Here is a 24,387-nt window from a genome sequence, read left to right on the forward strand (position 1 = left end):
TATCTTCAGTCGTGGTGGCGAAAAGGGCGCCAGTGTAGCGATCCCCTCGTCCGGTTGCCACATTATCGACAAAGTCGGCGGCGGAGCCAGCCTGGCGGATGATTAATTGGGCTTTTCTTGGCGCACATCAAGGAGTGGCACCCCGAGGCCGGCTGTAATGGACATCCGATATATTCATTCAGAGGTGAGAGATGTCCGACTCGATTCATGGTCATGAGGTGATGGAGATGATGCTGGCCAGGGGAGGCCAGTTCAGCGAGGAGAGCCTCAAGTCTGCGATGGCGGCGCGATTTGGCGCCCAGGCCCGCTACCACACCTGCAGCGCTAGGGACCTGGATGCCGACGGGCTGATCGCCCTGCTGCGCGCCCGGGGCAAGTTCGTCGAGGATGAACAGGGGTTCCAGACCCGGGCCGACAGGATCTGCCACCACGGTTGAGACGGCTGCTAGCAAGGGGAGAGGGCGCGGGCTCGCCGCGGCTTCTCCCCTTTGCTATATTCCCTCCTCTTTTCCCCACGCCCCGGAAGTGCCATGGATACCTTCTCCGCCGCCGTCATGCTGTTTCTCATCATGGATCCCCTCGGCAATCTGCCGGTGTTTCTGTCGATCCTGCGTCACATAGACCCCAAGCGCCGGCGCAAGGTGATGATGCGCGAGCTATTGTTCTCCCTGGCCATCATGATGGGTTTCCTGTTTGCCGGTCAGCAGATCCTGAGCTTTCTCAACCTGCGTCAGGAGGCGGTGAGCATCGCCGGTGGCATCATCCTCTTTCTCATCGCCATCAAGATGATCTTCCCCGGGCCCGGCGGCGTGACCGGCCTGGCCGCGGGGGAGGAGCCTTTCCTGGTGCCCATGGCGATCCCCATGATCGCGGGCCCCTCCATCCTGGCTTCCCTGCTGCTGCTGGCCAACCAGGCGCCGACGCGCATGACGGACTGGTCGCTGGCGCTCTTGATGGCCTGGGGGGCGAGCGCCGTCATCCTGATGTTCTACGAGGTGTTCAACAAGCTGCTGGGTGAGCGAGGACTCACGGCGGTGGAGCGGCTGATGGGGATGCTGCTGGTGATGATCTCGGTGCAGATGCTGCTCGATGGGGTGCATCACTACCTGCAGGTGACGGGCTGAGCCCCATGGCGACAGACGATGACGACAAGGAGCCCGGCCCAGTGCCGGGCTCCTGCTGTTCGGGCTCTCCCTGGATCCGGCGGCCGTGTTTGATCGTTATGTCGCTTCCGGCTTGTCGAGCTTGTCGAGGATCAGGGTGAGCAGGGTCTCCCGCAGCCAGCGATGGTCAGGCGGCCGTGTTCGATCTTCATGCCGCTTCCGGCTTGTCGAGCTTGTCGAGGATCAGGGTGAGCAGGGTCTCCCGCAGCCAGCGATGGCCGGGGTCGGCCTCATGGCTCTGATGCCAGATCAGGAGGTGGGAGATGCTGTCCAGGGCGATGGGCAGCGCCAGCTGCACCAGGGGGTAGACCTGGGTGGCATGGCGGGCATAGAGCCGTGACAGGGTCACTATCATGTCAGAGTGCATGCTCATGCGCAGGGCCGCCTCGAACGAGGGCACGGTCGCCTCGATGCGCCGTTGCAGATCCTGCTCCGCCAGCTTGTGATCCAGCATCCAGCGATCCCGCCCCTCGCAGTAGGTCTGCACGTGGGGATAGGCGAGGTAGCGGGCCAGATCCCAGCGGGGTTCGGTCAGGGCGCTGTGGCCCTGGCGTACCAGGCAGGTGAGGTTGTCGATGGCGAGCAGCCGCTGGCAGATGGTGCCCGGCAGCGTGTCCTGGCGAAAGTCCGAGGTGAGGCAGTTCTCCCGCACCGTGATGGCGATATCCACCTGGCCCTGGCCCATCTCGGTCAGGCTGTGCTCGGTCCACTCCTCGTAGCGCAGCCGTATCCTGGGAGCGCGGCGCTTGAGTTCATTGAGGTAGAGGGGGGCGAACAGGGTGAAGGCGCTGTCCATGCTGGCGATGACGAACTCCCGCTCCGAACTCTCAGGGTTGAAGGCCGGGGGCTGCAGCAGGGTGTCGAGGCAGAGCAGGACGGGCTGCAGCTGCTGTTGCAGTGCCAGGGCGCGGGGAGTGGGATCCAGGCCATAGGCGGAGCGGATGAAGAGGGGATCGTCGAAGGTCTCCCGCAGCCGTCCCAGGGCCTTGCTGACCGCGGACTGGCTCAGATGCAGGCGGCGGGCGGCCCGGCTGCCGTTGCGCTCCTCCAGCAGCACTTGCAATATGATGAGCAGGTTGAGATCGGTGCGGGCCAGCTGTTCCAGAAACATGGGTTATGAATCTCCTTCAATTCTAAGATGAATTTATACCATTTGTTTTCATATCTCCAGGCTCCTATCCTGACTGCAGTCTCTGGCCTTGTGCCGGCTGTCACAGGAGGTGACGGTTGAGGGACGAGTAGCACCAACTTGCGACGGCGACCCTGGGTCGCCGTATTTTTTTATGGTGCCCATGCCCTAATTGCGCCACTCTTGATTTCGCCCAAGTCGGGTCATCGTCTCATTTGTTACAACTGTCATCCGCTGGCCTTGGGCCATGAATCATCCATGTGAAGTAGGAGTGTCATCATGTCGGTAGAAGATAAAGTGCAAGAGACCTGCGACAGCTGCGGCTGTTTCGCCGAGATAGGCACCATCATTGGCGAAGGCGATGATGTGCTGGATCTGGTGATAGCGGCGCCGACCGAGGCGGCGGCCCTCGCCAAGCTGGCCGGCTACGAGACCCTCGCCCGGCAGGTGTGCGCCGAGGTCGAGCTGAGTCATACCCTGGCTCAGGGGGCGGATGGAGTCGAGCTCAAGGCGAGACTGCAGTTTACCTGCACCGCCGAGAAGCTGATCTTCGAGATGCGCTCCCGCTCGCTCTGAGACGCCCAGCCCCAGGCCCTTCCGGGGGCCGAGTCGACCAGTTTGCCGTCGGTCGCGTCCTATAGTTAGTCATCACGAACGGCCGGAGCGGGCCGATGACAAGAAGGCGGATCGATGCGGCTATGGTATTGGGCCCTGCTGGCCCTGTGGGTATTTCCTCTGCTGGGTGCGGATCTCAAGCCGCACCTGCTTCCCCAGCCCGGTGATCTCGACAGCATATTGCAGCGCAAGGAGCTGAGGGCCCTGGTGGTCTATGAGCGCGGCTTCTTCTTCTTCGACAAGGGGTCGGAGCGCGGCGTGCTGGTCAATCAGCTGCAGGGGTTCGAGCGTTGGCTCAATCAGACCTATCTGGCCAGGGATCCCATCAAGCTCAAGGTGGTCTATGTGCCGGTGCGCCAGGACAAGTTGCTCGACTATCTGGCCGAGGGGCGCGGCGATCTGGTGGCGGCCAACCTGACCGTGACCCAGGCCAGGGGCGAGCAGGTGAGCTTCACCCAGCCGGTGATCACCCCCATCGAGGAGTGGGTGGTGAGCCAGAACAGCCTGCCAGGCTTCAATCGCATCACCCAGCTCTCCGGCCGCCGCATCTGGGTGCGGGAGAGCTCCAGTTACCACGAGAGTCTGGGCCAGCTCAATCGCCTGCTGCGGGAGCTCGGCCTGCCCCCCGTCTACATCGAAACCGTACCCGAATACCTGCAGGATGGCGATCTGCTGGAGATGGTGTCCGCCGGCCTGATCCCGCTGACGGTGACCGACAGCTTCAAGGGACGGATCTGGCTCGATCTGCTGCCCGGCCTCAAGGCGCACAAGCTGGTGCCCCTGCGGGACAACGGCAAGAGTGCCTGGGCCCTGCCCAAATACAGCACAGGCCTGCTCGACGCGGCCAACCGCTATCTGGCCCAGACCGACAGTCGCCGCCTCTACAGCGACCTCATGCTGCGCCGCCTGCTGAGCCAGGTCGATCCCATGAGCAACCTGCTCGCCACCGAACGGCTGGCCCGCCTGACCCGGATCCGCACCGTGCTGGAGCAGTATGCCCGCCAGTATCAGCTGGACTGGCTGATGCTGGCGGCCCTGGCCTACAAGGAGTCCGGGCTGGATCCGGCGGCCCGTTCCCCGGGCGGGGCGATTGGCCTGATGCAGCTCAGGCCGGTGGCCGGTGCCGAGGTGGGGATACGGGGCGCCAGACTGGCGTCCCTGGAGGGCAATGTGGAGGCGGCCTGCCGCTATCTGCGCTTCCTGCTCGATACCTACTTCCAGGATCCGAAGATCGACGTGCTCAACCGTCACCTGCTGGCGCTGGCGGCCTACAACGCCGGGCCCAACCGGTTGCAGAGCCTGAGGGAGAAGGCCGCAGGTCAGGGGCTGGATCCCGATATCTGGTTCGGCAACGTGGAGCAGCTGGTGGCCAAGGAGGTGGGCCAGGGGCCGATCAACTATGTGGGCACCATCTACAAGTACTATGTGGCCTACCGCTTCAGCCTGCCCCAGATAGAGGGCAAGGCCGCCGCCATCGAGGCCACCACGGCCAGGCGTTGAGTCGCCGCTGGCGTCACTGGCCTCCGGGTTGATCCCGATGCAGCAGGAACCAGGGAGGCAGCGACCACAGCGGCTGATGGCGGGGTGGGCTGTATGGGGGGCGTGACGGCCGCTGACTGAGGTCCATAAGAAGCTCCTTGTTGCTGTCGTGCTGCCACTATATGAACGAGCCGTGTGACAGGGCGATGACGGCGGGGGAAGACAGGCAGGGAGGGGCGCTTTATGCTCTGCCTGACCCAACATGCAAGAGGAGGCGCGGTGAAGGAGGGGGAGTTTGCATTGATCGCCGAGCCGGCCCAGGCCCTGAGGCAGCGGCTTGCCCTGATCCGCGGCGCGCGCAGCCGGATCCAGGCCCAGTATTACAGCTGGGCCGAGGATGGCAGCGGCAAGCTGCTGCTGGCCGAGCTGCTGAGCGCCGCCCGGCGCGGCGTGCGCGTGCAGCTGCTCATCGATGATCTCTACGCCGGCGACAACCGTTTCCTGGAGATGCTGGCGTTCGAACCCGGGATCGAGGTGCGGCTGTTCAATCCGTTCTGGCTACGGGGCTGGCGCCCCCTGGCGCTGGCGCTGGAGGCCTGCCTCAGTTTTCGGCGCCTCAACCACAGGATGCACAACAAGCTGCTGCTGGTCGATGGCAGCCGGGGGATCCTGGGGGGGCGCAACATTGGGGATGCCTACTTCGGTCTGGGGGGCGGATCCCAGTTCCTCGATCTGGATCTGGGCTGTCGCGGCGCCCTCTGCCAGCAGCTGGAGCAAGGGTTCGTCCAGTTCTGGGGCAGCCGCTGGAGCCAGCCCATCCGCCATCTGCTGCGCCGTCGCATCGGGACCACGGAGGCGACCGTGGTCAACGAGTTCCTGCTCACCCTCTGCGACCCCGCCACGGCCGCCATCTATGACCTGCCCGCCTCGTTGTTTGAGCCTGCCCCTGAGCCGGCGTGGCATCCTGGGCGTGCCGAGGTGCTGTTCGATCGACCCGGCAAGGGGCTGGTCTCCCGGCCGGGCACTGCCCGCTATCTGTGGCGCCGGCTCGCCGAGTCCCGGGGCGGATTGCAGCTGGTGAGCCCCTACCTGATCCTGACCCGGGGCCTGCGCCGTGAGCTGCAGCGACTGCGGGCCCAGGGGATCGCCATCGGCCTGCTCACCAACTCCCTGGCCAGCACGGACGTGCCCCTGGTGCATGGTGCCTATCATCGCTTCAAGCCCTGGTTGCTGCGCCAGGGGATCGCCCTGGCCGAACTGCCCGCCAGCAGCGGGTTCAGCCTGCACGCCAAGCTGATCCTGCTGGGGGAGCGGGAGGCCCTGCTCGGCAGTTTCAACCTGGATCCGCGCTCCCTGCACCTCAACACCGAGCTGATGCTGCGCCTGCACTGTCCGCCCCTCTGCGCCGAGTTGCACGATTGGCTGGAGCACTGGCGGCGTGCCGCCAGCCAGCCGGATCCCGTCTCCCCCTGGTGGCGCCGCCTGGTTGCCCGTCTGAGCCACTGGCTGCCGCTGCGCCCCTGGCTGTAGCGCTTTCATCCCCCCCTTGTGCGAGATCTCGCAAAACCTTGTAAGCCATTGGGGGAGTGCGGCGGCAAAACTGCCAATGAGTGAAAACCAACCATATGTTTTTAAAAAGAAAATTGAGATGTGACACCAGGATTTCAGGCCCGTTGGCTGAATCCGGCCAAGGTTAAACGTTTTTCTCACGATGAACTGGGTAAGATTTCAGTTGCAAGGACAACCAATCCGGCTTGCCGGGTTGGGGAAGAGGAAGCGTCGGCCCACCCCGTGCGAACGCATGGCGGCTCGTCTCTCTGGGAGCGGAAACCCGGAGAGGGGAGGCAGGTCGATGAGTCTGATTCCAAATGGAACATGCTATTTGCGAGGGGGTGACATCCAGATGTCGCCCCATTTTTTTATGTCCGCCGCCGGACCTGCCCTGGCGACACAAAGAGAGAAGGCCTCGCGATGAGGCCTTCTGGTGCTGGGGTCATGGGTCAGCTCAGGTTGGCGAGCAGGCGATGCCAGTTGCGGCGACTGACCCGAAAACCGCCCTTGAGGCTGCGGTACTCGAGCTGCAGCTTGAGGGCGTCGTAGCGGGCCAGCGCCTTGCGCTTGCGCTGCTCCAGCAGGCGCTTGCGGCTGGCGTAGTAGTGCTGCAGCTGCTGGCTCAGCTTGTCGTACTCCTCCTGCAGCAGCGCCTGCCACATCTCCATGTCTTCGCGTTTTTGCAACCTGGCATGGGCCCGCTTGAGCTGCATCTGCAACCGCGCCTGCTCGATGCGCTCCTCGGGACAGGTGCGCAGATCCCTGGCCAATCCCAGCCAGGCGGCGCCGCGGATGAGCCACTTGGTCGGATCGAACTGCCACCAGTGAATACCGTTGCGATAATCGTTCTCGAACAGATGGTGGTAGTTGTGATAGCCCTCGCCGAAGGTGAAAAAGGCCAGGATGCCATTGTCCCGGGCGCTGTTGCGATCCGTGAACGGCTGGCTGCCCCAGATATGGGCCAGGGAGTTGATGAAGAAGGTGGTGTGATGGGTCATCACCATGCGCAGCACCCCCGCCAGCAGCAGCATGCCGAGCAGATCGCCGTGCATCAGCCCCAGCAGCAGCGGGATGCCGATGTTGGTGGCCAGGGTCAGCGCCAGGTAGTGCCTGTGCTGGAAGGCGACGACGGGGTTGTTCTGCAGATCCCGCACGTTGCTGTAGTCGTGGTAGGTATCGCGCTGGTATTCCCGCAGCATCCAGCCGATGTGGGAGTACCAGAAACCGCGGCTGGCGGAGTAGGGATCCTGCTGGTCGTGGTCCACATGGCGGTGATGGCGACGGTGGTCCGAGGACCAGTGCAGCGCCGAGTTTTGCAAGGCGAGGGCGCCACCGATGGCGAACAGCCATTGCAGCGCCGGATGCGCCTTGTAAGCCTTGTGGGACCAGAGCCTGTGGTAGCCGGCGGTGATGGAGATACCGCAATAGCAGAACAGCAGGAGGAAGCTGGCCCATTGCCAGGCATCGAAGCCGTGGGTCAGACCGTACCAGGGTACGGCGATCAGTGCCGTCAGCCCGGAGAGGGCAAACAGCAGGGTGTTGGTGATGATGATAGGTGGGCGTTCCATCCTGAAGGGGTCCTTTTCAGCTAACAGCTGTTAGCTATTCTCTGTGCAACCCGGCGGCGGGTCAATGGTAAAAAAGTCGCAGACAAACCTGATCCGCGCCCGCCTTCGGGTTATCATTTGGCCTCGACAAGTGGAAGGTGATTGTTTTCGTGGGTATTCGCGCACAACAGAAAGAAAAGACCCGGCGTACGCTGATCGAGGCGGCATTTAGCCAGCTGTGTGCCAATCGCAGCTTTTCCAACCTGAGCCTGCGGGAAGTGGCGCGGGAGGCCGGTATAGCGCCCACCTCCTTCTATCGTCACTTTCGCGACATGGAAGAGCTGGGGCTGACCCTGGTGGATGAGGGGGGCCTGACCCTGCGTCAGCTGATGCGTCAGGCGCGCCAGCGCATCGCCGGTGGCGGCGGCGTCATCAGCACCTCCGTCATGACCTTCATGGAGTTCGTCGAGAACAATCCCAATATCTTTCGGCTGCTGCTGCGGGAGCGCTCCGGCACCTCGGCCGCCTTTCGCCAGGCGGTGGCCCGAGAGATCCAGCACTTCATCGCCGAGCTGACCGACTATCTGGAGGCCACCTCGGGGGCGCCGAGGGAAGAGGCCTACATCCAGGCCGAAGCCATGGTGACCATCGTCTTTAGCGCCGGTGCCGATGCCCTCGACTTGAGCCGTGAGGAGTGCAAGGCCCTGGCCGAGCGTACCGTGCGCCAGTTGCGGATGATTGCCATCGGGGCCGAGGTGCAGAACCAGCGGCGCCGCGATGGCCTGGTCTGAGTCATATTCCCGGAATCAACAGGAGTTTCCCCATGCATGACGTCAACACCATCCCCAAGCAGCCGCTCTTGCTGGCCCTGCTGGTGGGCATCTGTGGCGATGCCAGCCTCTCCGTGCTGGTTTCCGACCCCGTGCCCTTCTCCTTCTTTCCCATCATCGCCTTCCTGCTGGCAGCCCATCAGCTCTATCGCTGCTATGTGAGCGAGCCCATGGAGGACAACACCCCGGTCTGCGTCCTGCTCTGCTTCCTGATAGGGGTGTTCGGTCATTCGGCGCTGGAGAAGGTGCAGCACCCGGAGCTGGGCAGCAACTTCTTCTCGCTCATCATGATGTTGCTGCTGCTGGCCGCGCTCTCCATCAAGCTGGGGATCAGCGTCGGCAAAAAAGAGAAGGCCTGACGAGCAGGCCTTGCAGACAGACTGGAGGGGAGCAAGCCTGTGGCTATGACTGCGGCTTGTCCCCCGCGGCTATGATGGCCTTGAGGCGGGCACGGATCTCTCCCATGGCAAACACCCCGAACACCAGCACCAGTACCAGCTCGGTCCGGGTCACGGTGAAGTAGGGCTTGCACGCGGAGCGGATCATCCCGGCCTGGAGCCAGTGCATCAGGGCGACGACGACGCCGCAGAGGGGCAGGATCTGGTTGAGCTGGCCGGGCAAGGGGGCCAGCAGGCTGAGGAAGACTCCGCACCAGAAGCTGAGAGTGAGTCCCATGGCCAATAGCGTCAGCAGGCGTTTCATACTTGGTTCCCCTCTCGCTGATAGAGCTGATAACAGACTTGGCCGGCCTGCTTGTCCTTGAGGCACTGCCAGGTGCCGGGCAGCGGCAGATCCTGCATCTCCTTCTCCCGCTCCAGATAGATGAGGGCGTCCGGCGCCAACCAGCCGCGGGCCTCCAGCAGATCGCACACCTGGGGCAGCAGTTCGCGGCGAAACGGCGGATCGAGAAACACCAGATCGAACGGGGTGGTCGGGCCTTGCAGCCAGCTCACGGCATCGGCCTGGATCACCTGGCCCTGGCTTGACCCCAGGGTGAGCAGGTTTTTCTTGATCTGCTCGGCGGCGCCCCTGTCCATCTCGACCAGGGTCACCTGCTCGGCGTAGCGGGACAGTGCCTCCAGCCCCAGTCCGCCGCTGCCGGCGAACAGGTCGAGGCAGCGGCTGCCGCGCACATGGGGAGCCAGCCAGTTGAAGATGGTCTCCTTGACTCGGTCCGTGGTGGGCCTGAGTCCCTCCACATCCTGCACCGGCAGTTTTCGACCGCGCCATTGGCCGCTGATGATGCGGACAAAGCCGGATTTACCCTGGGTTCCCGGGCGTTTGCTGCTGGATTTCACTCTGGGCATCGCGTTTCGTCGTCAGAAAATAAAGTGATAGTATAAGGCGGTTCATTTTTATGCCGACCCGCCGAGGGACGGCTATCTTAGCAGTCAGCCAACGAAGTGAGTATTTTTAGATGGCAAAAGGTTTGTTTTCCTGGCTGGGGTTCGGCCGCAAGAAAGAAGAGGCCGAGGTTGTCCAACCGGAGACACCCCAATCCGAGACTGTCAGCGACGGCGCCAGCGACGTCCCCTCCCAATCGAGTGACACCCCCGTCTCCCCGGCGCCGGATGCGACGCCCGTTGGCGAGGAGGAGAGCGCCGGCCCCCTGGTGATCGAGGAGTGCGCCAGCGATCTGGAGCCCGTCATCGTCAACCCTGACCTGCTGGCCCGTGACGAGGCGGCCGAGGCTGCCCGCGCTGCCGCCGAGCAGGAGGCTGCCCGTGTTGCCGCCGAGCAGGAGGCTGCCCGTGTTGCCGCCGAGCAGGAGGCTGCCCGTGCTGCCGCCGAGCAGGAGGCCGCCCGCGCTGCTGCCGAGCAGGAGGCTGCTCGCCTTGCCGCCGAGCAGGAGGCTGCCCGCGCTGCCGCCGAGCAGGAGGCCGCTCGCCTTGCTGCCGAACAGGAGGCTGCCCGCGCTGCCGTCGAACTGGCTACGTTGCCCCTGGCCGCGGAAGTGGACGATGACACCCAGGTCAAGCCGCAGCGTGAGGGTTTCTTCGCCCGCCTCAAGCGCAGTCTGGTCCGCACCAAGGATAATATCGGCTCAGGCTTCTTCGGCCTGTTCAGCGGCAAGCAGATCGACGATGAGCTGTTTGAAGAGCTGGAGACCCAGCTGCTGACGGCGGATCTCGGCGTGGACACCACCACCCGTATCATCAACAACCTGACCCAGCACGCCAGTCGCAAGCAGCTCAAGGATGGCGAAGCCCTCTACGGCCTGCTCAAGCAGGACATGGGCGAGATGCTGGCGAAAGTCGAACAGCCCCTGGTGATCGATTCCGGCAAGAAGCCCTATGTGATCCTCATGGTGGGCGTGAACGGGGTGGGCAAGACCACCACCATCGGCAAGATGGCCAAGCAGCTGCAAGCCGAGGGCAAGAGCGTCATGCTGGCCGCCGGTGATACCTTCCGCGCCGCCGCCGTCGAGCAGCTGCAGGTGTGGGGTCAGCGCAACAATATCCCGGTGATCGCCCAGCACACGGGGGCCGATTCCGCCTCCGTCATCTATGATGCCATCGAGGCCGCCCGCTCCCGCGGGGCTGACGTGCTGATCGCCGACACCGCCGGCCGCCTGCAAAACAAGAGCAACCTGATGGAAGAGCTCAAGAAGGTGGTGCGGGTGATGAAGAAGCTCGACGAGGAGGCGCCCCACGAGATCATGCTGACCCTGGATGCGGGCACAGGCCAGAATGCCCTGAGCCAGGCCAAGCTGTTCAGTGAGGCGGTGGGTCTGACCGGCATCACCCTCACCAAGCTGGACGGCACCGCCAAGGGGGGGGTCATCTTCGCGGTGGCGGACAAGTTCCAGATCCCGATCCGCTTCATCGGGGTGGGCGAGGGGATCGACGATCTGCGCCCCTTCGTCGCCAATGACTTTATCGAGGCGTTGTTTAGCCGCGACGAATAAGCCGAAGGGCCGTCCATGGGCGGCCCTTGCTCTCTCCAGCGCCCCCTAGCCGGGGCCAGCTCAAGCTTCAGGGACCAGAGATGATTCGTTTTGATCAGGTCAGCAAGGTATACAGCGGCGGCCATCAGGCGCTGCAGAAGGTGAGTTTTCACCTGCGCAAGGGGGAGATGGGCTTCCTGACCGGTCATTCCGGGGCGGGCAAGAGCACCCTTCTCAAGCTGATCAGCGTGATGGAGCGGCCCACCGATGGCCGCGTCTTCTTTCACGGGGAGGATGTGAGCCGGATCCAGCGGCGCCAGATCCCCTATGTACGCCGTCAGATCGGCATGATCTTCCAGGATCACCGCCTGCTGATGGACAGAACCGTGTTCGACAACGTGGCCCTGCCCCTGGTGATCGACGGTTACAGCCATGGAGACATCAACAAGCGGGTCGCCGCAGCCCTGGACAAGGTGGGTCTGCTTGGCAAGGAGCGCTACCAGCCGCGCATGCTCTCCGGTGGCGAGCAGCAGCGGGTCGGCATCGCCCGCGCCATCGTCAACAAGCCGCCCCTGCTGCTGGCGGATGAGCCGACCGGCAACCTGGATCCCCAGCTCTCCATGGATATCATGCGATTGTTCGAGGAGTTCAACAGCTTCGGCGTCTCCGTGCTCATCGCCACCCATGACCTTGGCCTCATCGCCCGCATGCGCTATCGCACCTTCACCCTCAAGGCGGGACGGATGCACTCCCCGCAGGAGGAAAACTGATGGCTATCGTGCGTCACAAGCAGCCACTGCTGCGTCGCTTCGTCATGTATTGGGTCGATCATCTGCGTCAGGCCTTCGCCAGCCTGGGGGAGCTGTGGCGCAATCCGCTCGCCTCCCTGATGACCCTGGCCGTGCTCGGGGTCAGCCTGGCACTGCCTTCCTGTTTCCATGTGCTGCTCAAGAACGCCGAGCTGGTGGAGGGCAACTGGCAGAACAGTTCCCAGATCTCCCTCTATCTGCGCAAGGATCTGCCGGAGCAGAACATCCAGGAGCTCAGGCAGCGGATCCAGCTCTACCCCGAGGTGGCCTCGGTGACCTACATGAGCCGGGATCAGGCCCTCAAGGAATTTCGCGAGATCTCGGGTTTTGGCGATGCGCTCGATTACCTGGACAGCAACCCGCTGCCCCCCGTGCTGAGCGTGATCCCGGATCCCCGCTGGCAGAATCCGGAAGGGGCTGCCGAGCTGCTGGCCAAGCTGGAGAACGAGCCCGGCATAGAGCAGGGCAAGCTGGACCTGCAATGGCTGACCCGGTTGCAGGGCATCATGAACCTGCTGCGCCACACCATCACGGGGATCGCCGCCCTGCTGCTGTGCGCCGTGCTGCTCATCGTCGGCAACACCCTCAGACTCAACATCCTGAACCAGCGCTCCGAGATTGAGGTGCTCAAGCTGGTGGGGGCGACCGATGCCTTCATCCACAGGCCCTTCCTCTATACCGGCATCTGGTACGGGGTGATCGGCGGCATGCTGGCCTGGTGGCTGACCGAGGTGATGGTGATCTGGAGCGAGGGGGTGGTCAAGGAGCTGGCCGGCCTCTACAACAGCCATTTCCGGCTGGTGGGCATGGGGGCGGTCGACGGGATCAACCTGATCCTGCTGGGCGCCCTGCTGGGCTTGATCGCCTCCTGGTTCTCCGTGCATCGCCATATCCGCGACATAGAGCCTTCCTGAGCAAGGAATCGACAAATATTCACTGGATTTTGCGAGCTGGATCAAGTAAAAAAATGACCCTTTCTGGCACAGCTCGCGTTCAGGGAGTAATCTGGACGTCAATGATCGCCAGGATCTTCCCGAGATCCATTGAACCTTATCGAAATAACACAGTCTTAAAATCGAACTTATACGGGTGTGGCGTAAGACCCCCGCTCGTCAGACTTGGCAAGCATGTGAAGGTTGCGAGCTCCGCAACAATGGACTTAGCATGCTACTTTTCGGGGGTCCTTCACTGTGACCCCTTTTTTTTGACTGTTCATTGATGATTCATCCCGTGATCCTAAGATGAGCCGGGTTCTGACCTGGTTCAGTTGTTGACTCAGGCCGCAGAATGGTCGCCCCCGCCTGGACAGCCCGACTGAGGGTGCTAGACTGGCGCGACGCAAGAGTAAGAGGTAAAAGATGGGAACTTCATTGCAACGCACTATGGCCCTTATCCCCCAAGGCAGTCTGGAAGGTTATGTCCAGGCCGTCAACGCGATCCCCGTGCTCAGCGCGGAAGAGGAGCGTGAGCTGGCGATGCGGTTGCAGCAGGATGGCGATCTCGAGGCTGCCCGTCAGCTGGTCATGTCGCACCTGCGCTTTGTCGTTCACGTTGCCAAGAGTTATGCCGGCTACGGCCTGCCCCAGGCTGATCTGGTACAGGAAGGCAATATCGGCCTGATGAAGGCGGTCAAGCGCTTCGACCCCAGTGTGGGGGTGCGTCTGGTCTCCTTCGCCGTGCACTGGATCAAGGCCGAAATTCACGAATACGTGCTGCGTAACTGGCGCATGGTCAAGGTGGCGACCACCAAGGCCCAGCGCAAGCTCTTCTTCAACCTGCGCAAATCCAAGAAACGTCTGGGCTGGTTCAGCCACGACGAGGCCCGTGCCGTGGCCGACGAACTCGGTGTCTCGGTCAGCGATGTGACCGAGATGGAAGCGCGCATGAGCAATTACGATCAGGCGTTCGATCTGGTGGGTGACGAGGATGACGAAGCCGGCTTCGCCCCCGTCCACTACCTGGAAGACAAGTCGTCCGATCTCGCCGCCACCATAGAGAACGACAACTGGGACAGCCATGCCACCCGCCGTCTGGGCTCGGCCCTGGCGACCCTGGATGAGCGCAGCCAGCACATCATCCGTGCCCGCTGGCTGGATGATGACAACAAGACCACGCTGCAGGAGCTGGCCGACAGCTACGGCGTCTCCGCCGAGCGAATTCGCCAGCTTGAGAAAAATGCCCTCAAGAAGCTGAAAGACGCCATGGTGGCGTGATGCTTCATCGACAAGACAGGGCCTGATGGCCCTGTTTTTGTTTCGAGAGCATCTGGTCGGCCTTGCCTTGGTTACCCTTGTGTATGTTATGTTGCCGCCACTGCCACAGTAGGGAGAGCAGATAGTGAAACTGTTGAACGACCTGTTTACCAACAACCGCGAGTGGGCGGAGCGGATCAAGGCCGAGGACCCGAATTTCTTCGCTACCCTCTCCGCCCAGCAGGCCCCCGAATACCTCTGGATCGGTTGCTCCGACAGCCGGGTACCCGCCAACCAGCTGATGGGACTGCTGCCGGGAGACGTCTTCGTCCACCGCAACGTCGCCAACCTGGTGGTGCACACCGACTTCAACTGCCTCTCGGTGCTGCAATATGCGGTCGAGGTGCTCAAGGTGAAGCACATCATCATCTGCGGTCACTACGGCTGCGGTGGCGTCAAGGCGGCGATGCAGAACCAGGAGCTGGGCCTCATCGACAACTGGCTGCGCAACATCAAGGACGTCTACCACAAGTACGGTGAAGAGCTCGAGGCCATCGAGGATGAACACGAGCGGTTCGACTACCTGTGCGAGCTGAACGTGGCCGAGCAGGTTGCCAACGTCTGCTACACCACCATCATCCAGAACGCCTGGCGCAAGGGTCAGGAGCTGGCGGTGCACGGCTGGATCTACGGCATCAAGGATGGTCTGCTGCACGATCTGGATCTCTGCATCAGCGGACCGGATCAGATCCCCGATGTCTATCGCGCCTGGCCGGACAAGCGTCCGCCCCATCGCCGTCGCTGAGGACGCTGCCGTTGGCCCCTGCGCTCTATTTGCAGATCAAGCAACACGTGCTCGACGGCATCCGCTCCCGCCACTATGAGGCGGGAGACAGGATCCCGACCGAGGCCGCCCTGTGCGAGCAGTTTGCCGTGAGCCGGATGACGGTCAACAAGGCCCTGCGCGAACTGGTGGCCGAAGGCTGGCTCAACCGCACCGCCGGCTCCGGCAGCTTCGTGGCGGACAGGCGCACCGAGTCAACCCTGCTTGCCATTCGCAACATAGCGGACGAGATAGCGGAGCAGGGGGCCGAGTACAGCGCCCGGGTGATCCGGCTCGAACGTCAGGCCGCCGATGAGAAGGTGGCGGTGCAGCTTGGCCTGCGGGTCGGTGCCCCCATCTTCCACAGCCTGATCGTCCATCAGGCCGATGGGGAGCCGCTGCAGCTGGAGGAGCGCTTCGTCGATGCCAGGCAGCTGCCCGGCTACGGCGAGCAGGACTTCACCCGCCAGACCCCGAACCGCTATCTGATGGAGGCGTGTCCCCTCTCCGAGATGGAACACGTGGTCGAGGCCGTGTTGCCGAGCGCCGGTGAGGCGGGCCTGTTGCAGGTGCGGGTCGATACCCCCTGCCTGCTGCTCCATCGTCGTACCTGGTCCGACGGGGCCCTGGTCTCCTATGCCAGGCTGCTGTCGCCGGGATCCCGCTACAAGCTGAGGTCCCAGACCCGCATGTCCTGAGCCAGGAATCACAGCCCAAGGCCCCTCGCGGGCCTTTTTCGTTTCCCGATTGCGAGATCCCGTCGGGATCCGTCATGGTTCCCCATGTTTAATCCTTGTTAATTTTTTGTTTTGTCCTCCCCGGCAATCTGGTGTAGATATGTATATACATTTGCGGCAACCCTCCCGGGTGACCGCATGGGTGAGTCAAAAAAACAGGGAGAGACAAGATGGAAAGGGAACAGGTCATGGCGCCCAGCACGGGGGCCGGTGCGGCCTTCAAGCTGATCCTTACCGCGATCCTGGGGATCGGCAGCTTCTTCGTGCCCTTCGAGTGGGGGGACAAGAGCACCATACTGGTGGATCATCTGGCGAGCCAGCTGGTGGCCCAGCGCACCCTGGCGGTGAGTCTGGTGATGGGGCTCATCATTTATGGCGCCTGCGCGCCCCTGTGGAACGGCCGCTGGCGAGCCCGTCCCATCGACAGGGTGCTGACCCTGTTCAAGTTGCTCGGCCTGGGGCTGGCCCTGGTCTATCTGAGCGGTGTCGGGCCTGCCTGGCTGATGGCGCCGGGCAGTCTTCCCTTCCTGTTCGACAAGCTGGCCATGACGGTGGGCCTGATCGTCCCCATCGGTGCCCTGGCGCTCACCTTCCTGCTGGGATTCGGTCTGCTGGAGCTGATCGGCGTCCTGATGCAGCCCATCATGCGTCCCCTCTGGCGCACCCCGGGTCACTCGGCCATCGATGCGGTGGCCTCCTTCGTCGGCAGCTACTCGGTGGGCCTGCTCATCACCAACCGGGTCTATCTGGCGGGCAAGTACAGCCTGCGCGAAGCCGCCATCATAGCAACCGGCTTCTCCACAGTGTCGGCGGCCTTCATGATCATCGTCGCCAAGACCCTCGACCTGATGCCTCACTGGAACTTCTACTTCTGGTCGACCCTGGTCATTACCTTCCTGATCACCGCCATCACGGCCCGGATCCCGCCCATTTCCCGGCTCGATGATGAGGGGGGCGAGGACGAGCCTCTGCCCGCCGGCATGAATCGCTGGCAGGCGGCCATGGCGGCGGGCCTGAGTCAGTCGCGCCAGGCACCGGCGATCTGGCGCCAGCTGCTGGACAACCTGCGTGACGGGGTACAGATGGCGGCGGCCGTGGTGCCCTCCATCCTCTCGGTGGGCCTGATGGGGCTGCTGCTGGCCAACCACACGCCGTTGTTCGACGTCATCGGCTGGATCTTCCTGCCCTTCACCTGGCTGATGGATATGAATGAGCCCATGGTGGCGGCCAGCTCCCTGGCGGCCGGTCTGGCGGAGATGTTCCTGCCCGCCATCCTGCTCAAGGATGCGGATCTGCTGGTGCGCTTCGTGGCGGCCGTGGTGTCGGTCAGTTCCGTGCTCTTTCTGTCCGCCTCCATCCCCTGCATCCTGGCCACCCGTATTCCCCTCGGGGTGGGTCAGCTGCTGGTTATCTGGCTGATCCGCACTCTGCTTGGCCTGCTGCTGGCCGGGGGACTGGGCAAGGTCGCCATCGCCCTGGGTTGGCTTGCCTGAATTGAATTGTATATACATATAGGCGTGAATATTTGCCCACCGTCAGGTGGGCTTTTTCATGGCTATACTCAAGTAAATCCAGTGTTGCCAAGATGTGATCTCGCTACTGTATTTTTGGTTCGAGATAGGCTATAACGTATTGTATATACATTTGTGGGGGCGATATGAACAAGGAACTGTTGAACTGCGAGCGGGTCTGGCTCAATGTGCTGCCGGCGACCATGAGGCCGGATCTGGCCGATTATGGCCTGCTGGAGCCCCACGCCATCGGCGTGCGCGACGGCCTGATCCATGGGCTGGTCCCCATGCATGAGCTCAAGGGCAGTTTCCCCGCCCACTGGCAGGACATGAAGGGCAAGCTGGTGACTCCGGGTCTCATCGACTGCCACACCCACCTCGTCTTCGCCGGCAGCCGGGCCGAGGAGTTCGAATTGCGCCAGAAGGGGGTGCCCTATGCCGAGATCGCCAGGCGCGGTGGCGGCATCCTCTCCACCGTCAAGGCGACTCGGGCCGCGAGCGAAGAAAGTCTCTACGATCTCGCCCTGCCAAGGGTGAAGGCGCTGATGCGGGAAGGGGTCACCACCCTGGAGATCAAGTCCGGTTACGGCCTCACCCTGGCGGACGAACTCAAGATGCTGCGGGTCGCCCGTCGCCTCGGCCAGTCCCTGCCCATTCGGGTCAAGACCACACTGCTGGCCGCCCACGCCGTGCCGCCGGAATACAGGGACGATCCCGACTCCTGGGTCGAGACCATTTGCCAGGAGATCATTCCGGCCGCCGCCGAGGCGGGACTGGCCGACGCAGTGGATGTGTTCTGCGAGCACATCGGTTTCTCCCTGGCCCAGACCGAGCAGGTCTACCTGGCCGCGGCCCAGTACGGCCTGCCGGTGAAGGGGCACATGGATCAGCTCTCCAATCTGGGGGGCAGCACCATGGCCGCCAACTTCGGCGCCCTCTCGGTGGATCACCTCGAGTATCTGGATGGGGACGGCATCCATGCCCTGGCCCATCGCGGCGTGGTCGCCACCCTGCTGCCCACTGCCTTCTACTTCCTCAAGGAGACCAGGTTGCCGCCGGTCGAGGCCCTGCGCCGCGCCCATGTGCCCATGGCGGTCTCCTCCGACATCAATCCGGGTACGGCTCCGATCGTTTCCCTGCGCATGGCCATGAACATGGCCTGCACCCTGTTTGGCCTGACCCCGCCAGAGGCCCTGGCCGGGGTGACCCGTCACGCCGCCCGCGCCCTGGGGGAACAGGAGCGGCTGGGACAGCTGCGGGTCGGCATGGCGGCGGATTTCGTGGTGTGGAGCTGTGCCCATCCCGCCGAGCTCAGCTATCTGGTCGGTGTCGAGCAGCCGGTCTGCCGCGTGGTCAATGGCGAGGAGACGATCCATGGTTGATATGAGCGTCTGGCAGGGTCGTTGCGATCCGGAAGATGGCGAACTCGCCCTGCGCTGGCACGACAAGGTGCAGCCCTGGCAGCCGGGCTCGGCCAAGGGCATCGCCCTGCTGGGCTTTGCCTGTGACGAAGGGGTGCGTCGCAACAAGGGGCGCGTCGGCGCCGTCGAGGGGCCCCTGCATATCCGCAAGGCCCTGGCCAATACCGCCTGGCATGGTCGCCTCCCTGCCTGGGATGCGGGGGATGTCCGCTGCCAGGACGGGGATCTGGAATCCGCCCATGAGCGGCTGGCCGAGGGGGTTGCCGCCCTCCTGGCCGATGGCCAGTTCCCCCTGGTGCTGGGGGGAGGCCATGAGGTGGCCTTCGGCAGCTGGAGCGGCCTCAATCGTCATCTGGCTGGCCGTGGCCGCATCGGCATCATCAACTTCGATGCGCACCTGGACCTGCGCCGCAAGGCGCCCCAGGCGAGTTCGGGCACCCCCTTCTTCCAGATTGCCGAGCAGTGCCAGTTGCAGGGCACGGCGTTTCGCTACGCCTGCCTCGGGGTGGCCGAGACCGCCAACACCCAGGCGTTGTTTGCCCGCGCCGAGGATCTGAATGTGTGGATCGTCAAGGACGAGGAGATGACGGCGCGGGCGTTGCCGAGCCTGATCCTGGGTCTGGACGCCTTCATGGCGGAGGTGGATCACCTCTACCTCACCATCGATCTCGACGTGCTGCCCGCGGGCCAGATGCCCGGGGTGAGCGCTCCCGCCGCCCATGGGGTGGCCCTGAGTCTGATAGTACCCCTGATCGCCGAGATCCGTGCCAGCGGCAAGCTGCGCCTTGCCGATCTGGCTGAATTGAACCCGAGTCTGGATCGGGACGGCATCAGTGCCCGCGTGGCCGCCCGTCTGATCCACCAATTGACCAAGTAAGCGGGCGAGAGCCCCAGAGCGCACAAGGAGCGTCACATGTCCGAGCATCATCAGAAACAGGATCCCCGCCATGACCCGAGCCGGGTCATCCGCGCCCCCCACGGCACCCAGCTGACTGCCAAGAGCTGGCTCACCGAAGCGCCACTGCGGATGCTGATGAACAACCTGGATCCGGATGTTGCCGAGCATCCCCAGTCCCTGGTGGTGTACGGCGGCATCGGCCGCGCCGCCCGCAACTGGGCCTGCTATGACAAGATCGTCGAGGTGCTGACCCGTCTCGAGGACGATCAGACCCTGCTGGTGCAATCCGGCAAGCCGGTCGGGGTGTTCCAGACCCACAAGGACGCGCCGCGGGTGCTCATCGCCAACTCCAACCTGGTGCCCCACTGGGCCAACTGGGAGCACTTCAACGAGCTCGACAAGAAGGGTTTGATGATGTACGGCCAGATGACCGCCGGCTCCTGGATCTACATAGGTACCCAGGGGATAGTGCAGGGCACCTACGAGACCTTCTTCGCGGTGGCGAACCAGCACTTCAACGGTGAACCCAAAGGGCGCTGGATCCTGACCGGGGGCCTGGGTGGCATGGGCGGTGCCCAGCCCCTGGCCGCCACCATGGCCGGTTTCTCCATGATCGCCGTGGAGTGCGACGAGACCCGTATCGATTTTCGTCTGCGTACCCGCTACGTCGACAAGAAGGCCCACAGCCTGGATGAGGCGCTGGCCATGGTCGAGGAGGCCAAACGCAGCGGCACCGCCGTCTCCGTCGGCCTGCTCGGCAACGCCGCCGACGTCTTCGCCGAGCTGGTGGCTCGCGGCATCACGCCGGACGTGGTGACCGACCAGACCTCCGCCCATGACCCGGTGCATGGCTACCTGCCCCAGGGCTGGAGCGTGGCTCAATGGCGCGACCTGCAAAAGAGCGCACCGGACGAGGTCAACGTGGCGGCTCGCCGCTCCATGGCCCGTCAGGTCGAAGCCATGCTGACCCTGCAATCCCGCGGCGCCGCCACGCTGGATTATGGCAACAACATCCGCCAGATGGCGCTGGAGGAGGGGGTCAAGAATGCCTTCGACTTCCCGGGCTTCGTGCCGGCCTACATACGCCCGCTGTTCTGCGAGGGCATTGGCCCCTTCCGCTGGGTGGCGCTCTCCGGCGACCCGGAAGACATCTACAAGACCGACCAGAAGGTGAAGGAGCTGATCCCGGACGATCCCCACCTGCACAACTGGCTCGACATGGCCCGCGAGCGCATCGCCTTCCAGGGCCTGCCGGCGCGGATCTGCTGGGTCGGGGTCAAGGATCGGGTACGCCTGGGCCTGGCCTTCAACGAGATGGTGAAAAATGGCGAGCTGAAAGCCCCCGTTGTCATCGGCCGTGACCACCTGGATTCGGGCTCGGTGGCGAGCCCGAACCGCGAGACCGAATCCATGATGGATGGCTCCGACGCCGTCTCCGACTGGCCGCTGCTCAACGCCCTGCTCAACACCGCCGGCGGTGCGACCTGGGTCTCCCTGCACCACGGTGGCGGTGTCGGCATGGGCTTCTCCCAGCACTCCGGCGTGGTGATCGTCTGTGACGGTACCGACGATGCCGCCAAGCGGGTCGGCCGCGTGCTGCGCAACGACCCGGCCACCGGGGTGATGCGTCACGCCGACGCCGGCTACGAGATTGCCATCAACTGTGCCCATGAGGCGAAACTGGATCTGCCGATGATCGACGCGACCGGCAAAGGGGTGAAATAAGATGTTCGAACTCAATCTGCAACCGGGCAAGCTCTGCCTCGCCACCCTGCGCCGCGTCAGCCGCGAGCCTGTGCATGTCAACCTGGATCCGGCCGCTCTGGCGGGGATCCACGCCTCCGCCGCCGTGGTCACCAAGGTGATAGAGCAAAACCGCGTGGTCTACGGCATCAACACCGGCTTTGGCCTGCTGGCCAACACCCGGATCCCGGTGGAGCAGCTGGACGAGCTGCAACGCTCCATCGTGCTCTCCCATGCCGCCGGCATCGGTGAGTACATGGATGACGCCACAGTGCGGCTGATGATGGTGCTCAAGGTCAACTCCCTGGCCCGCGGCTTCTCCGGCATTCGGCTGACGGTGCTCGAGGCCCTGATGCGCCTCATCAACACCGAAGTCTATCCGGTGGTGCCGAAGAAGGGCTCCGTCGGCGCCTCCGGCGATCTGGCGCCCCTGGCCCACATGAGCTGCCTGCTGATAGGTGAAGGCAAGGCCCGCCACAAGGGCGAGCTGATCGACGCCGCCACTGCGCTCAAGATTGCGGGCCTGGAGCCTATCGCCCTGGCACCCAAAGAGGGGCTGGCCCTGCTCAACGGCACCCAGGCGAGCACGGCGTTCGCGCTGGAAGGCTTGTTCCATGCCGAGGATCTGTTCGCTGGTGCCATCACCATCGGTGCCATGAGCGTGGAGGCGGCGCTTGGCAGCCGCCGGCCGTTCGATGCCCGCATCCACGAGGTGCGCGGTCAGCGCGGCCAGATCGACGCCGCCGCCTGCTATCGCCACCTGCTGGTGGATGGCAGCGAGATCGGCATGTCCCACCACAACTGCGAGAAGGTGCAGGATCCTTACTCCTTGCGCTGCCAGCCCCAGGTGATGGGCGCCTGCCTGACCCAGATCCGTCAGGCCGCCGAGGTATTGGCGAGCGAGGCGAACGCGGTCTCCGACAACCCCTTGGTGTTTGCCGACGACGAGGAGATCCTCTCCGGCGGCAACTTCCACGCAGAGCCGGTGGCCTTCGCCGCCGACAACCTGGCCCTGGCCATCGCCGAAATCGGGTCGCTGTCCGAGCGGCGCATGGCGCTGCTCATCGATTCCCGCATGTCCGGCCTGCCCGCCTTCCTGGTGAACAACGGCGGGGTGAATTCGGGCTTCATGATCGCCCAGGTCACCTCGGCGGCACTGGCCTCCGAGAACAAGACTCTGGCCCACCCGGCCTCGGTGGACAGCCTGCCCACCTCCGCCAACCAGGAGGACCACGTCTCCATGGCCACCTTCGCCGGTCGCCGTCTGGCGGACATGGCGGAGAATACCCGCGGCATACTGGCGGTCGAGCTGCTGGCCGCCGCCCAGGGCCTGGACTTCCGCGCGCCCCTGCGCAGCACCGAGCTCATCGAGCTGGCCAAGGGCCGCCTGCGGGAAGAGGTCAGCTTCTACGACAAGGACAGGTACTTCTCGCCGGACATCGAGGCTGCCGCCGCCCTGCTGGGCGCTGCCAGCTACAACGATCTGATCCCGGCCGGGACCCTGCCCAGCCTCTGAACCTGAGTCTGAGCAAGCCATAAAAAAGACCGCCCATGGGGCGGTCTTTTCATTTCCGTCTCCCGCGCCTCGCGTCGGGGCCATCGGAAGCGGGCAGCGCGGAGTGGCAGCAGGCAGGGGGAGGCGGCTCTATCCGTGTTCAAACATCCGGAACAGATAAACCACGAACAGCACCGGGGTGAGTGCTGGCAGCCTTATCCGTGTTCAAACATCAGGAACAGGTAAACCACAAACAGCACCGGGGTGAGTGCTGGCGGCCTTATCCGTGTTCAAACATCAGGAACAGGTAAACCACAAACAGCACAAGATGGGTGGCGCCGTGCAGGGCGTGGGTGCGGCCGCTGCTGAAGGTCACCTTGCACACCATGAGCGTGGTGACGAGCAGCACCATGTCGGCAGGGGAGAGGCCCAGGCGCACTTCCTGCCCCATCAGGGCGCCGATGAAGAGCACGGAGGGCACAGTCAGGGCTATGGTGGCCAGCACGGAGCCGAAGTAGAGATTCATGGCGCGCTGCAACTGGTTGTTGAAGGCGGCCTTGATGGCGCCGACCGCCTCTGGGGCCAGCACGATACAGGCCACGATGAAGCCGCCCAGGGCCGCCGGGGCCTCCATCACATGCACCCCGTAGTTGATGGGGATGGCCAGGGTCTTGGCCAGCAGGATCACCACCACCAGGTAGGCGAGCAGCAAGAGGGTGTGATAGACGTTGCTGCGCAGCGGGCCGTGGTGATCCTCGAGATCCTCGTGGTCGCTGTCGACGAAGAAGTGGCTGTGGCTGCGGGTCTGGATCAGCAGGAAGACGCCATAGAGCAGGATGGAGATGATGATCAGCATCCAGGACATGGCCTTGGAGAGGCTGCCCAGGGTGCCGCCCTGGGTGAAGTTCGGCAACACCAGGCAGAGCAGCGCCAGGGGAATGATGGCCACCAGATAGGATTTGACCCCATCAAGATTGAAGTTCTGGGTGTGGTAGCGCCAGCCGCCAAACAGCAGGGTGAAGCCCACCAGACCGTTGGTGACCAGCATCACCACCGCGAACATGGTGTCCCGGGCCATGGTGGGGTTGGGCTCGCCGGTCAGCATCACGGAGGAGATCATTACCACTTCAAGGGAGATGACCGACAGGGTCAGGATCAGGGTACCGAAAGGCTCGCCAAGCTTGATGGCAAGAGCGTCGGAGTGACGCACGACGGAGAAGATGGCCCAGGTCACGATGGCAAGCAGGAGCAGCGACACCGGCAGGTAGACCGCGAGAGGGGTTGCCTCCGCCAGCAGGTCGCTGCCCAGGGTCTTGAAGAAGAGCAGGGTCAGCAGACCGACAGGCAGAGCAATCTCTTGCCGGATAAATGACTTCATAGGCGAGGATCCTTATCTTGATGCGGCATCAGCCGCTTCGGGGGTGATGAGAGGACATGATAAGGGGCGCCGTCAGTTTCCGGGTACGTTATTTGTTGCTGTTATTCATCCGAGAGTCTAGACCCGTGTCAGGTGATAACTAGAACTGTACAGAAATAATTTAGCTCAGTCTGATTTAT

General features: G+C 63.5%; 23 protein-coding genes. 18 read left to right on the plus strand and 5 right to left on the minus strand.

The window, feature by feature from the left end:
* Positions 1-191 precede the first annotated feature (191 nt).
* Both BN1119_RS16475 and BN1119_RS16480 read left to right on the plus strand, forming a co-directional pair.
* Entirely contained in the window at positions 192-437 is a 246-nt protein-coding gene (locus BN1119_RS16475; protein WP_042000541.1) for a YecH family metal-binding protein, read from the plus strand.
* A 93-nt stretch (positions 438-530) separates the two neighbouring features.
* The gene (locus tag BN1119_RS16480) at positions 531-1,124 is read left to right on the plus strand and encodes a YhgN family NAAT transporter (RefSeq protein ID WP_042000545.1); all 594 of its coding nucleotides are present in this window, start codon (positions 531-533) and stop codon (positions 1,122-1,124) included.
* 187 nt (positions 1,125-1,311) lie between these two features.
* Here BN1119_RS16480 and BN1119_RS16485 read toward each other — a convergent pair whose 3' ends face one another.
* Complete coding sequence (locus tag BN1119_RS16485) at positions 1,312-2,274, minus strand: LysR family transcriptional regulator (RefSeq protein ID WP_042000547.1); 963 nt, start codon at positions 2,272-2,274, stop codon at positions 1,312-1,314.
* Positions 2,275-2,571: 297 nt separating this feature from the next.
* On the opposite strand from BN1119_RS16485, the gene BN1119_RS16490 reads away from it, so the two are divergent.
* The 3 genes from BN1119_RS16490 to BN1119_RS16500 all read left to right on the plus strand — a co-directional run bounded on the left by BN1119_RS16490 (position 2,572) and on the right by BN1119_RS16500 (position 5,916).
* Positions 2,572-2,868: a YfcZ/YiiS family protein gene (locus tag BN1119_RS16490; RefSeq protein WP_042000549.1), complete on the plus strand. Its 297-nt coding sequence runs from the start codon at positions 2,572-2,574 to the stop codon at positions 2,866-2,868.
* Between the two features lie 114 nt (positions 2,869-2,982).
* Positions 2,983-4,407, plus strand: coding sequence for an MltF family protein (locus tag BN1119_RS16495; protein ID WP_042000552.1), 1,425 nt, complete (start codon positions 2,983-2,985; stop codon positions 4,405-4,407).
* Positions 4,408-4,665: 258 nt separating this feature from the next.
* Complete coding sequence (locus tag BN1119_RS16500; RefSeq protein ID WP_157438680.1) at positions 4,666-5,916, plus strand: phospholipase D-like domain-containing protein; 1,251 nt, start codon at positions 4,666-4,668, stop codon at positions 5,914-5,916.
* A 470-nt stretch (positions 5,917-6,386) separates the two neighbouring features.
* On the opposite strand, the gene BN1119_RS16505 is transcribed toward BN1119_RS16500, so the two are convergent.
* Complete coding sequence (locus BN1119_RS16505; protein WP_042000556.1) at positions 6,387-7,505, minus strand: fatty acid desaturase; 1,119 nt, start codon at positions 7,503-7,505, stop codon at positions 6,387-6,389.
* A 149-nt stretch (positions 7,506-7,654) separates the two neighbouring features.
* Here BN1119_RS16505 and fabR point away from each other — a divergent pair, with 149 nt between their 5' ends.
* Together fabR and BN1119_RS16515 are read left to right on the plus strand one after the other, a co-directional pair.
* Positions 7,655-8,275 carry an HTH-type transcriptional repressor FabR gene (gene fabR / locus BN1119_RS16510; protein WP_042000559.1) on the plus strand — a complete coding sequence of 207 codons (621 nt, stop codon included), beginning with the start codon at positions 7,655-7,657 and terminating at the stop codon, positions 8,273-8,275.
* Positions 8,276-8,307: 32 nt separating this feature from the next.
* Positions 8,308-8,673, plus strand: coding sequence for a YijD family membrane protein (locus tag BN1119_RS16515; protein WP_042000562.1), 366 nt, complete (start codon positions 8,308-8,310; stop codon positions 8,671-8,673).
* Positions 8,674-8,716: 43 nt separating this feature from the next.
* Here BN1119_RS16515 and BN1119_RS16520 read toward each other — a convergent pair whose 3' ends face one another.
* Both BN1119_RS16520 and rsmD read right to left on the minus strand, forming a co-directional pair.
* Positions 8,717-9,016, minus strand: a complete 300-nt coding sequence (locus tag BN1119_RS16520; RefSeq protein ID WP_042000565.1) for a DUF1145 domain-containing protein — start codon at positions 9,014-9,016, stop codon at positions 8,717-8,719.
* Positions 9,013-9,621: a 16S rRNA (guanine(966)-N(2))-methyltransferase RsmD gene (rsmD, locus tag BN1119_RS16525; protein WP_042000570.1), complete on the minus strand. Its 609-nt coding sequence runs from the start codon at positions 9,619-9,621 to the stop codon at positions 9,013-9,015. The genes BN1119_RS16520 and rsmD overlap by 4 nt, the downstream gene beginning before the upstream one ends.
* 110 nt (positions 9,622-9,731) lie before the next feature.
* Between rsmD and ftsY the strand changes: the two genes are divergently transcribed.
* From ftsY to hutH, 11 genes are all read left to right on the plus strand, one after another.
* The gene (gene ftsY / locus BN1119_RS16530; RefSeq protein ID WP_042000573.1) at positions 9,732-11,222 is read left to right on the plus strand and encodes a signal recognition particle-docking protein FtsY; all 1,491 of its coding nucleotides are present in this window, start codon (positions 9,732-9,734) and stop codon (positions 11,220-11,222) included.
* 80 nt (positions 11,223-11,302) lie between these two features.
* Complete coding sequence (gene ftsE, locus BN1119_RS16535; protein ID WP_042000576.1) at positions 11,303-11,971, plus strand: cell division ATP-binding protein FtsE; 669 nt, start codon at positions 11,303-11,305, stop codon at positions 11,969-11,971.
* Positions 11,971-12,924 carry a permease-like cell division protein FtsX gene (gene ftsX, locus BN1119_RS16540; protein WP_042000579.1) on the plus strand — a complete coding sequence of 318 codons (954 nt, stop codon included), beginning with the start codon at positions 11,971-11,973 and terminating at the stop codon, positions 12,922-12,924. The genes ftsE and ftsX overlap by 1 nt, the downstream gene beginning before the upstream one ends.
* Positions 12,925-13,368: 444 nt before the next feature.
* Positions 13,369-14,223: an RNA polymerase sigma factor RpoH gene (gene rpoH, locus BN1119_RS16545; RefSeq protein WP_042000582.1), complete on the plus strand. Its 855-nt coding sequence runs from the start codon at positions 13,369-13,371 to the stop codon at positions 14,221-14,223.
* Between the two features lie 124 nt (positions 14,224-14,347).
* Positions 14,348-15,007 (plus strand): carbonate dehydratase, encoded by a 660-nt coding sequence (can, locus tag BN1119_RS16550; protein WP_042000585.1) that lies wholly within the window; start codon positions 14,348-14,350, stop codon positions 15,005-15,007.
* 11 nt (positions 15,008-15,018) lie between these two features.
* Positions 15,019-15,723 carry a histidine utilization repressor gene (hutC, locus tag BN1119_RS16555; protein WP_042000588.1) on the plus strand — a complete coding sequence of 235 codons (705 nt, stop codon included), beginning with the start codon at positions 15,019-15,021 and terminating at the stop codon, positions 15,721-15,723.
* Positions 15,724-15,932: 209 nt separating this feature from the next.
* Positions 15,933-17,255 (plus strand): YjiH family protein, encoded by a 1,323-nt coding sequence (locus BN1119_RS16560; RefSeq protein WP_042000591.1) that lies wholly within the window; start codon positions 15,933-15,935, stop codon positions 17,253-17,255.
* Between the two features lie 164 nt (positions 17,256-17,419).
* The gene (gene hutI, locus BN1119_RS16565; protein ID WP_042000594.1) at positions 17,420-18,655 is read left to right on the plus strand and encodes an imidazolonepropionase; all 1,236 of its coding nucleotides are present in this window, start codon (positions 17,420-17,422) and stop codon (positions 18,653-18,655) included.
* On the plus strand, positions 18,648-19,571 hold the full coding sequence (gene hutG, locus BN1119_RS16570; RefSeq protein ID WP_157438678.1) for a formimidoylglutamase: 924 nt from the start codon (positions 18,648-18,650) through the stop codon (positions 19,569-19,571). Before hutI ends, hutG begins: the two co-directional genes overlap by 8 nt.
* A gap of 36 nt (positions 19,572-19,607) precedes the next feature.
* Positions 19,608-21,317, plus strand: a complete 1,710-nt coding sequence (gene hutU, locus BN1119_RS16575; RefSeq protein WP_042000600.1) for a urocanate hydratase — start codon at positions 19,608-19,610, stop codon at positions 21,315-21,317.
* A 1-nt stretch (position 21,318) separates the two neighbouring features.
* Positions 21,319-22,851, plus strand: coding sequence for a histidine ammonia-lyase (gene hutH, locus BN1119_RS16580; RefSeq protein WP_042000603.1), 1,533 nt, complete (start codon positions 21,319-21,321; stop codon positions 22,849-22,851).
* Positions 22,852-23,110: 259 nt separating this feature from the next.
* Here hutH and BN1119_RS16585 read toward each other — a convergent pair whose 3' ends face one another.
* Complete coding sequence (locus BN1119_RS16585) at positions 23,111-24,208, minus strand: calcium:cation antiporter (protein WP_042000606.1); 1,098 nt, start codon at positions 24,206-24,208, stop codon at positions 23,111-23,113.
* Positions 24,209-24,387: the final 179 nt, after the last annotated feature.

It is taken from the genome of Aeromonas bivalvium, assembly GCF_000819765.1.
Classification (GTDB): Bacteria; Pseudomonadota; Gammaproteobacteria; order Enterobacterales; family Aeromonadaceae; genus Aeromonas; species Aeromonas bivalvium.

Coding starts and splice junctions, on each gene's coding strand:
- BN1119_RS16475 (WP_042000541.1), top strand. CDS start 192: ATGTCCGACTCGATTCATGGTCATGAGGTGATGGAGATGATGCTGGCC.
- rpoH (WP_042000582.1), top strand. CDS start 13,369: ATGGGAACTTCATTGCAACGCACTATGGCCCTTATCCCCCAAGGCAGT.
- BN1119_RS16490 (WP_042000549.1), top strand. CDS start 2,572: ATGTCGGTAGAAGATAAAGTGCAAGAGACCTGCGACAGCTGCGGCTGT.
- BN1119_RS16560 (WP_042000591.1), top strand. CDS start 15,933: ATGGAAAGGGAACAGGTCATGGCGCCCAGCACGGGGGCCGGTGCGGCC.
- ftsX (WP_042000579.1), top strand. CDS start 11,971: ATGGCTATCGTGCGTCACAAGCAGCCACTGCTGCGTCGCTTCGTCATG.
- hutU (WP_042000600.1), top strand. CDS start 19,608: ATGTCCGAGCATCATCAGAAACAGGATCCCCGCCATGACCCGAGCCGG.
- BN1119_RS16485 (WP_042000547.1), bottom strand. CDS start 2,274: ATGTTTCTGGAACAGCTGGCCCGCACCGATCTCAACCTGCTCATCATA.
- rsmD (WP_042000570.1), bottom strand. CDS start 9,621: ATGCCCAGAGTGAAATCCAGCAGCAAACGCCCGGGAACCCAGGGTAAA.
- BN1119_RS16505 (WP_042000556.1), bottom strand. CDS start 7,505: ATGGAACGCCCACCTATCATCATCACCAACACCCTGCTGTTTGCCCTC.
- ftsE (WP_042000576.1), top strand. CDS start 11,303: ATGATTCGTTTTGATCAGGTCAGCAAGGTATACAGCGGCGGCCATCAG.
- BN1119_RS16515 (WP_042000562.1), top strand. CDS start 8,308: ATGCATGACGTCAACACCATCCCCAAGCAGCCGCTCTTGCTGGCCCTG.
- ftsY (WP_042000573.1), top strand. CDS start 9,732: ATGGCAAAAGGTTTGTTTTCCTGGCTGGGGTTCGGCCGCAAGAAAGAA.
- BN1119_RS16520 (WP_042000565.1), bottom strand. CDS start 9,016: ATGAAACGCCTGCTGACGCTATTGGCCATGGGACTCACTCTCAGCTTC.
- BN1119_RS16495 (WP_042000552.1), top strand. CDS start 2,983: ATGCGGCTATGGTATTGGGCCCTGCTGGCCCTGTGGGTATTTCCTCTG.
- hutI (WP_042000594.1), top strand. CDS start 17,420: ATGAACAAGGAACTGTTGAACTGCGAGCGGGTCTGGCTCAATGTGCTG.
- BN1119_RS16585 (WP_042000606.1), bottom strand. CDS start 24,208: ATGAAGTCATTTATCCGGCAAGAGATTGCTCTGCCTGTCGGTCTGCTG.
- BN1119_RS16480 (WP_042000545.1), top strand. CDS start 531: ATGGATACCTTCTCCGCCGCCGTCATGCTGTTTCTCATCATGGATCCC.
- hutG (WP_157438678.1), top strand. CDS start 18,648: ATGGTTGATATGAGCGTCTGGCAGGGTCGTTGCGATCCGGAAGATGGC.
- hutH (WP_042000603.1), top strand. CDS start 21,319: ATGTTCGAACTCAATCTGCAACCGGGCAAGCTCTGCCTCGCCACCCTG.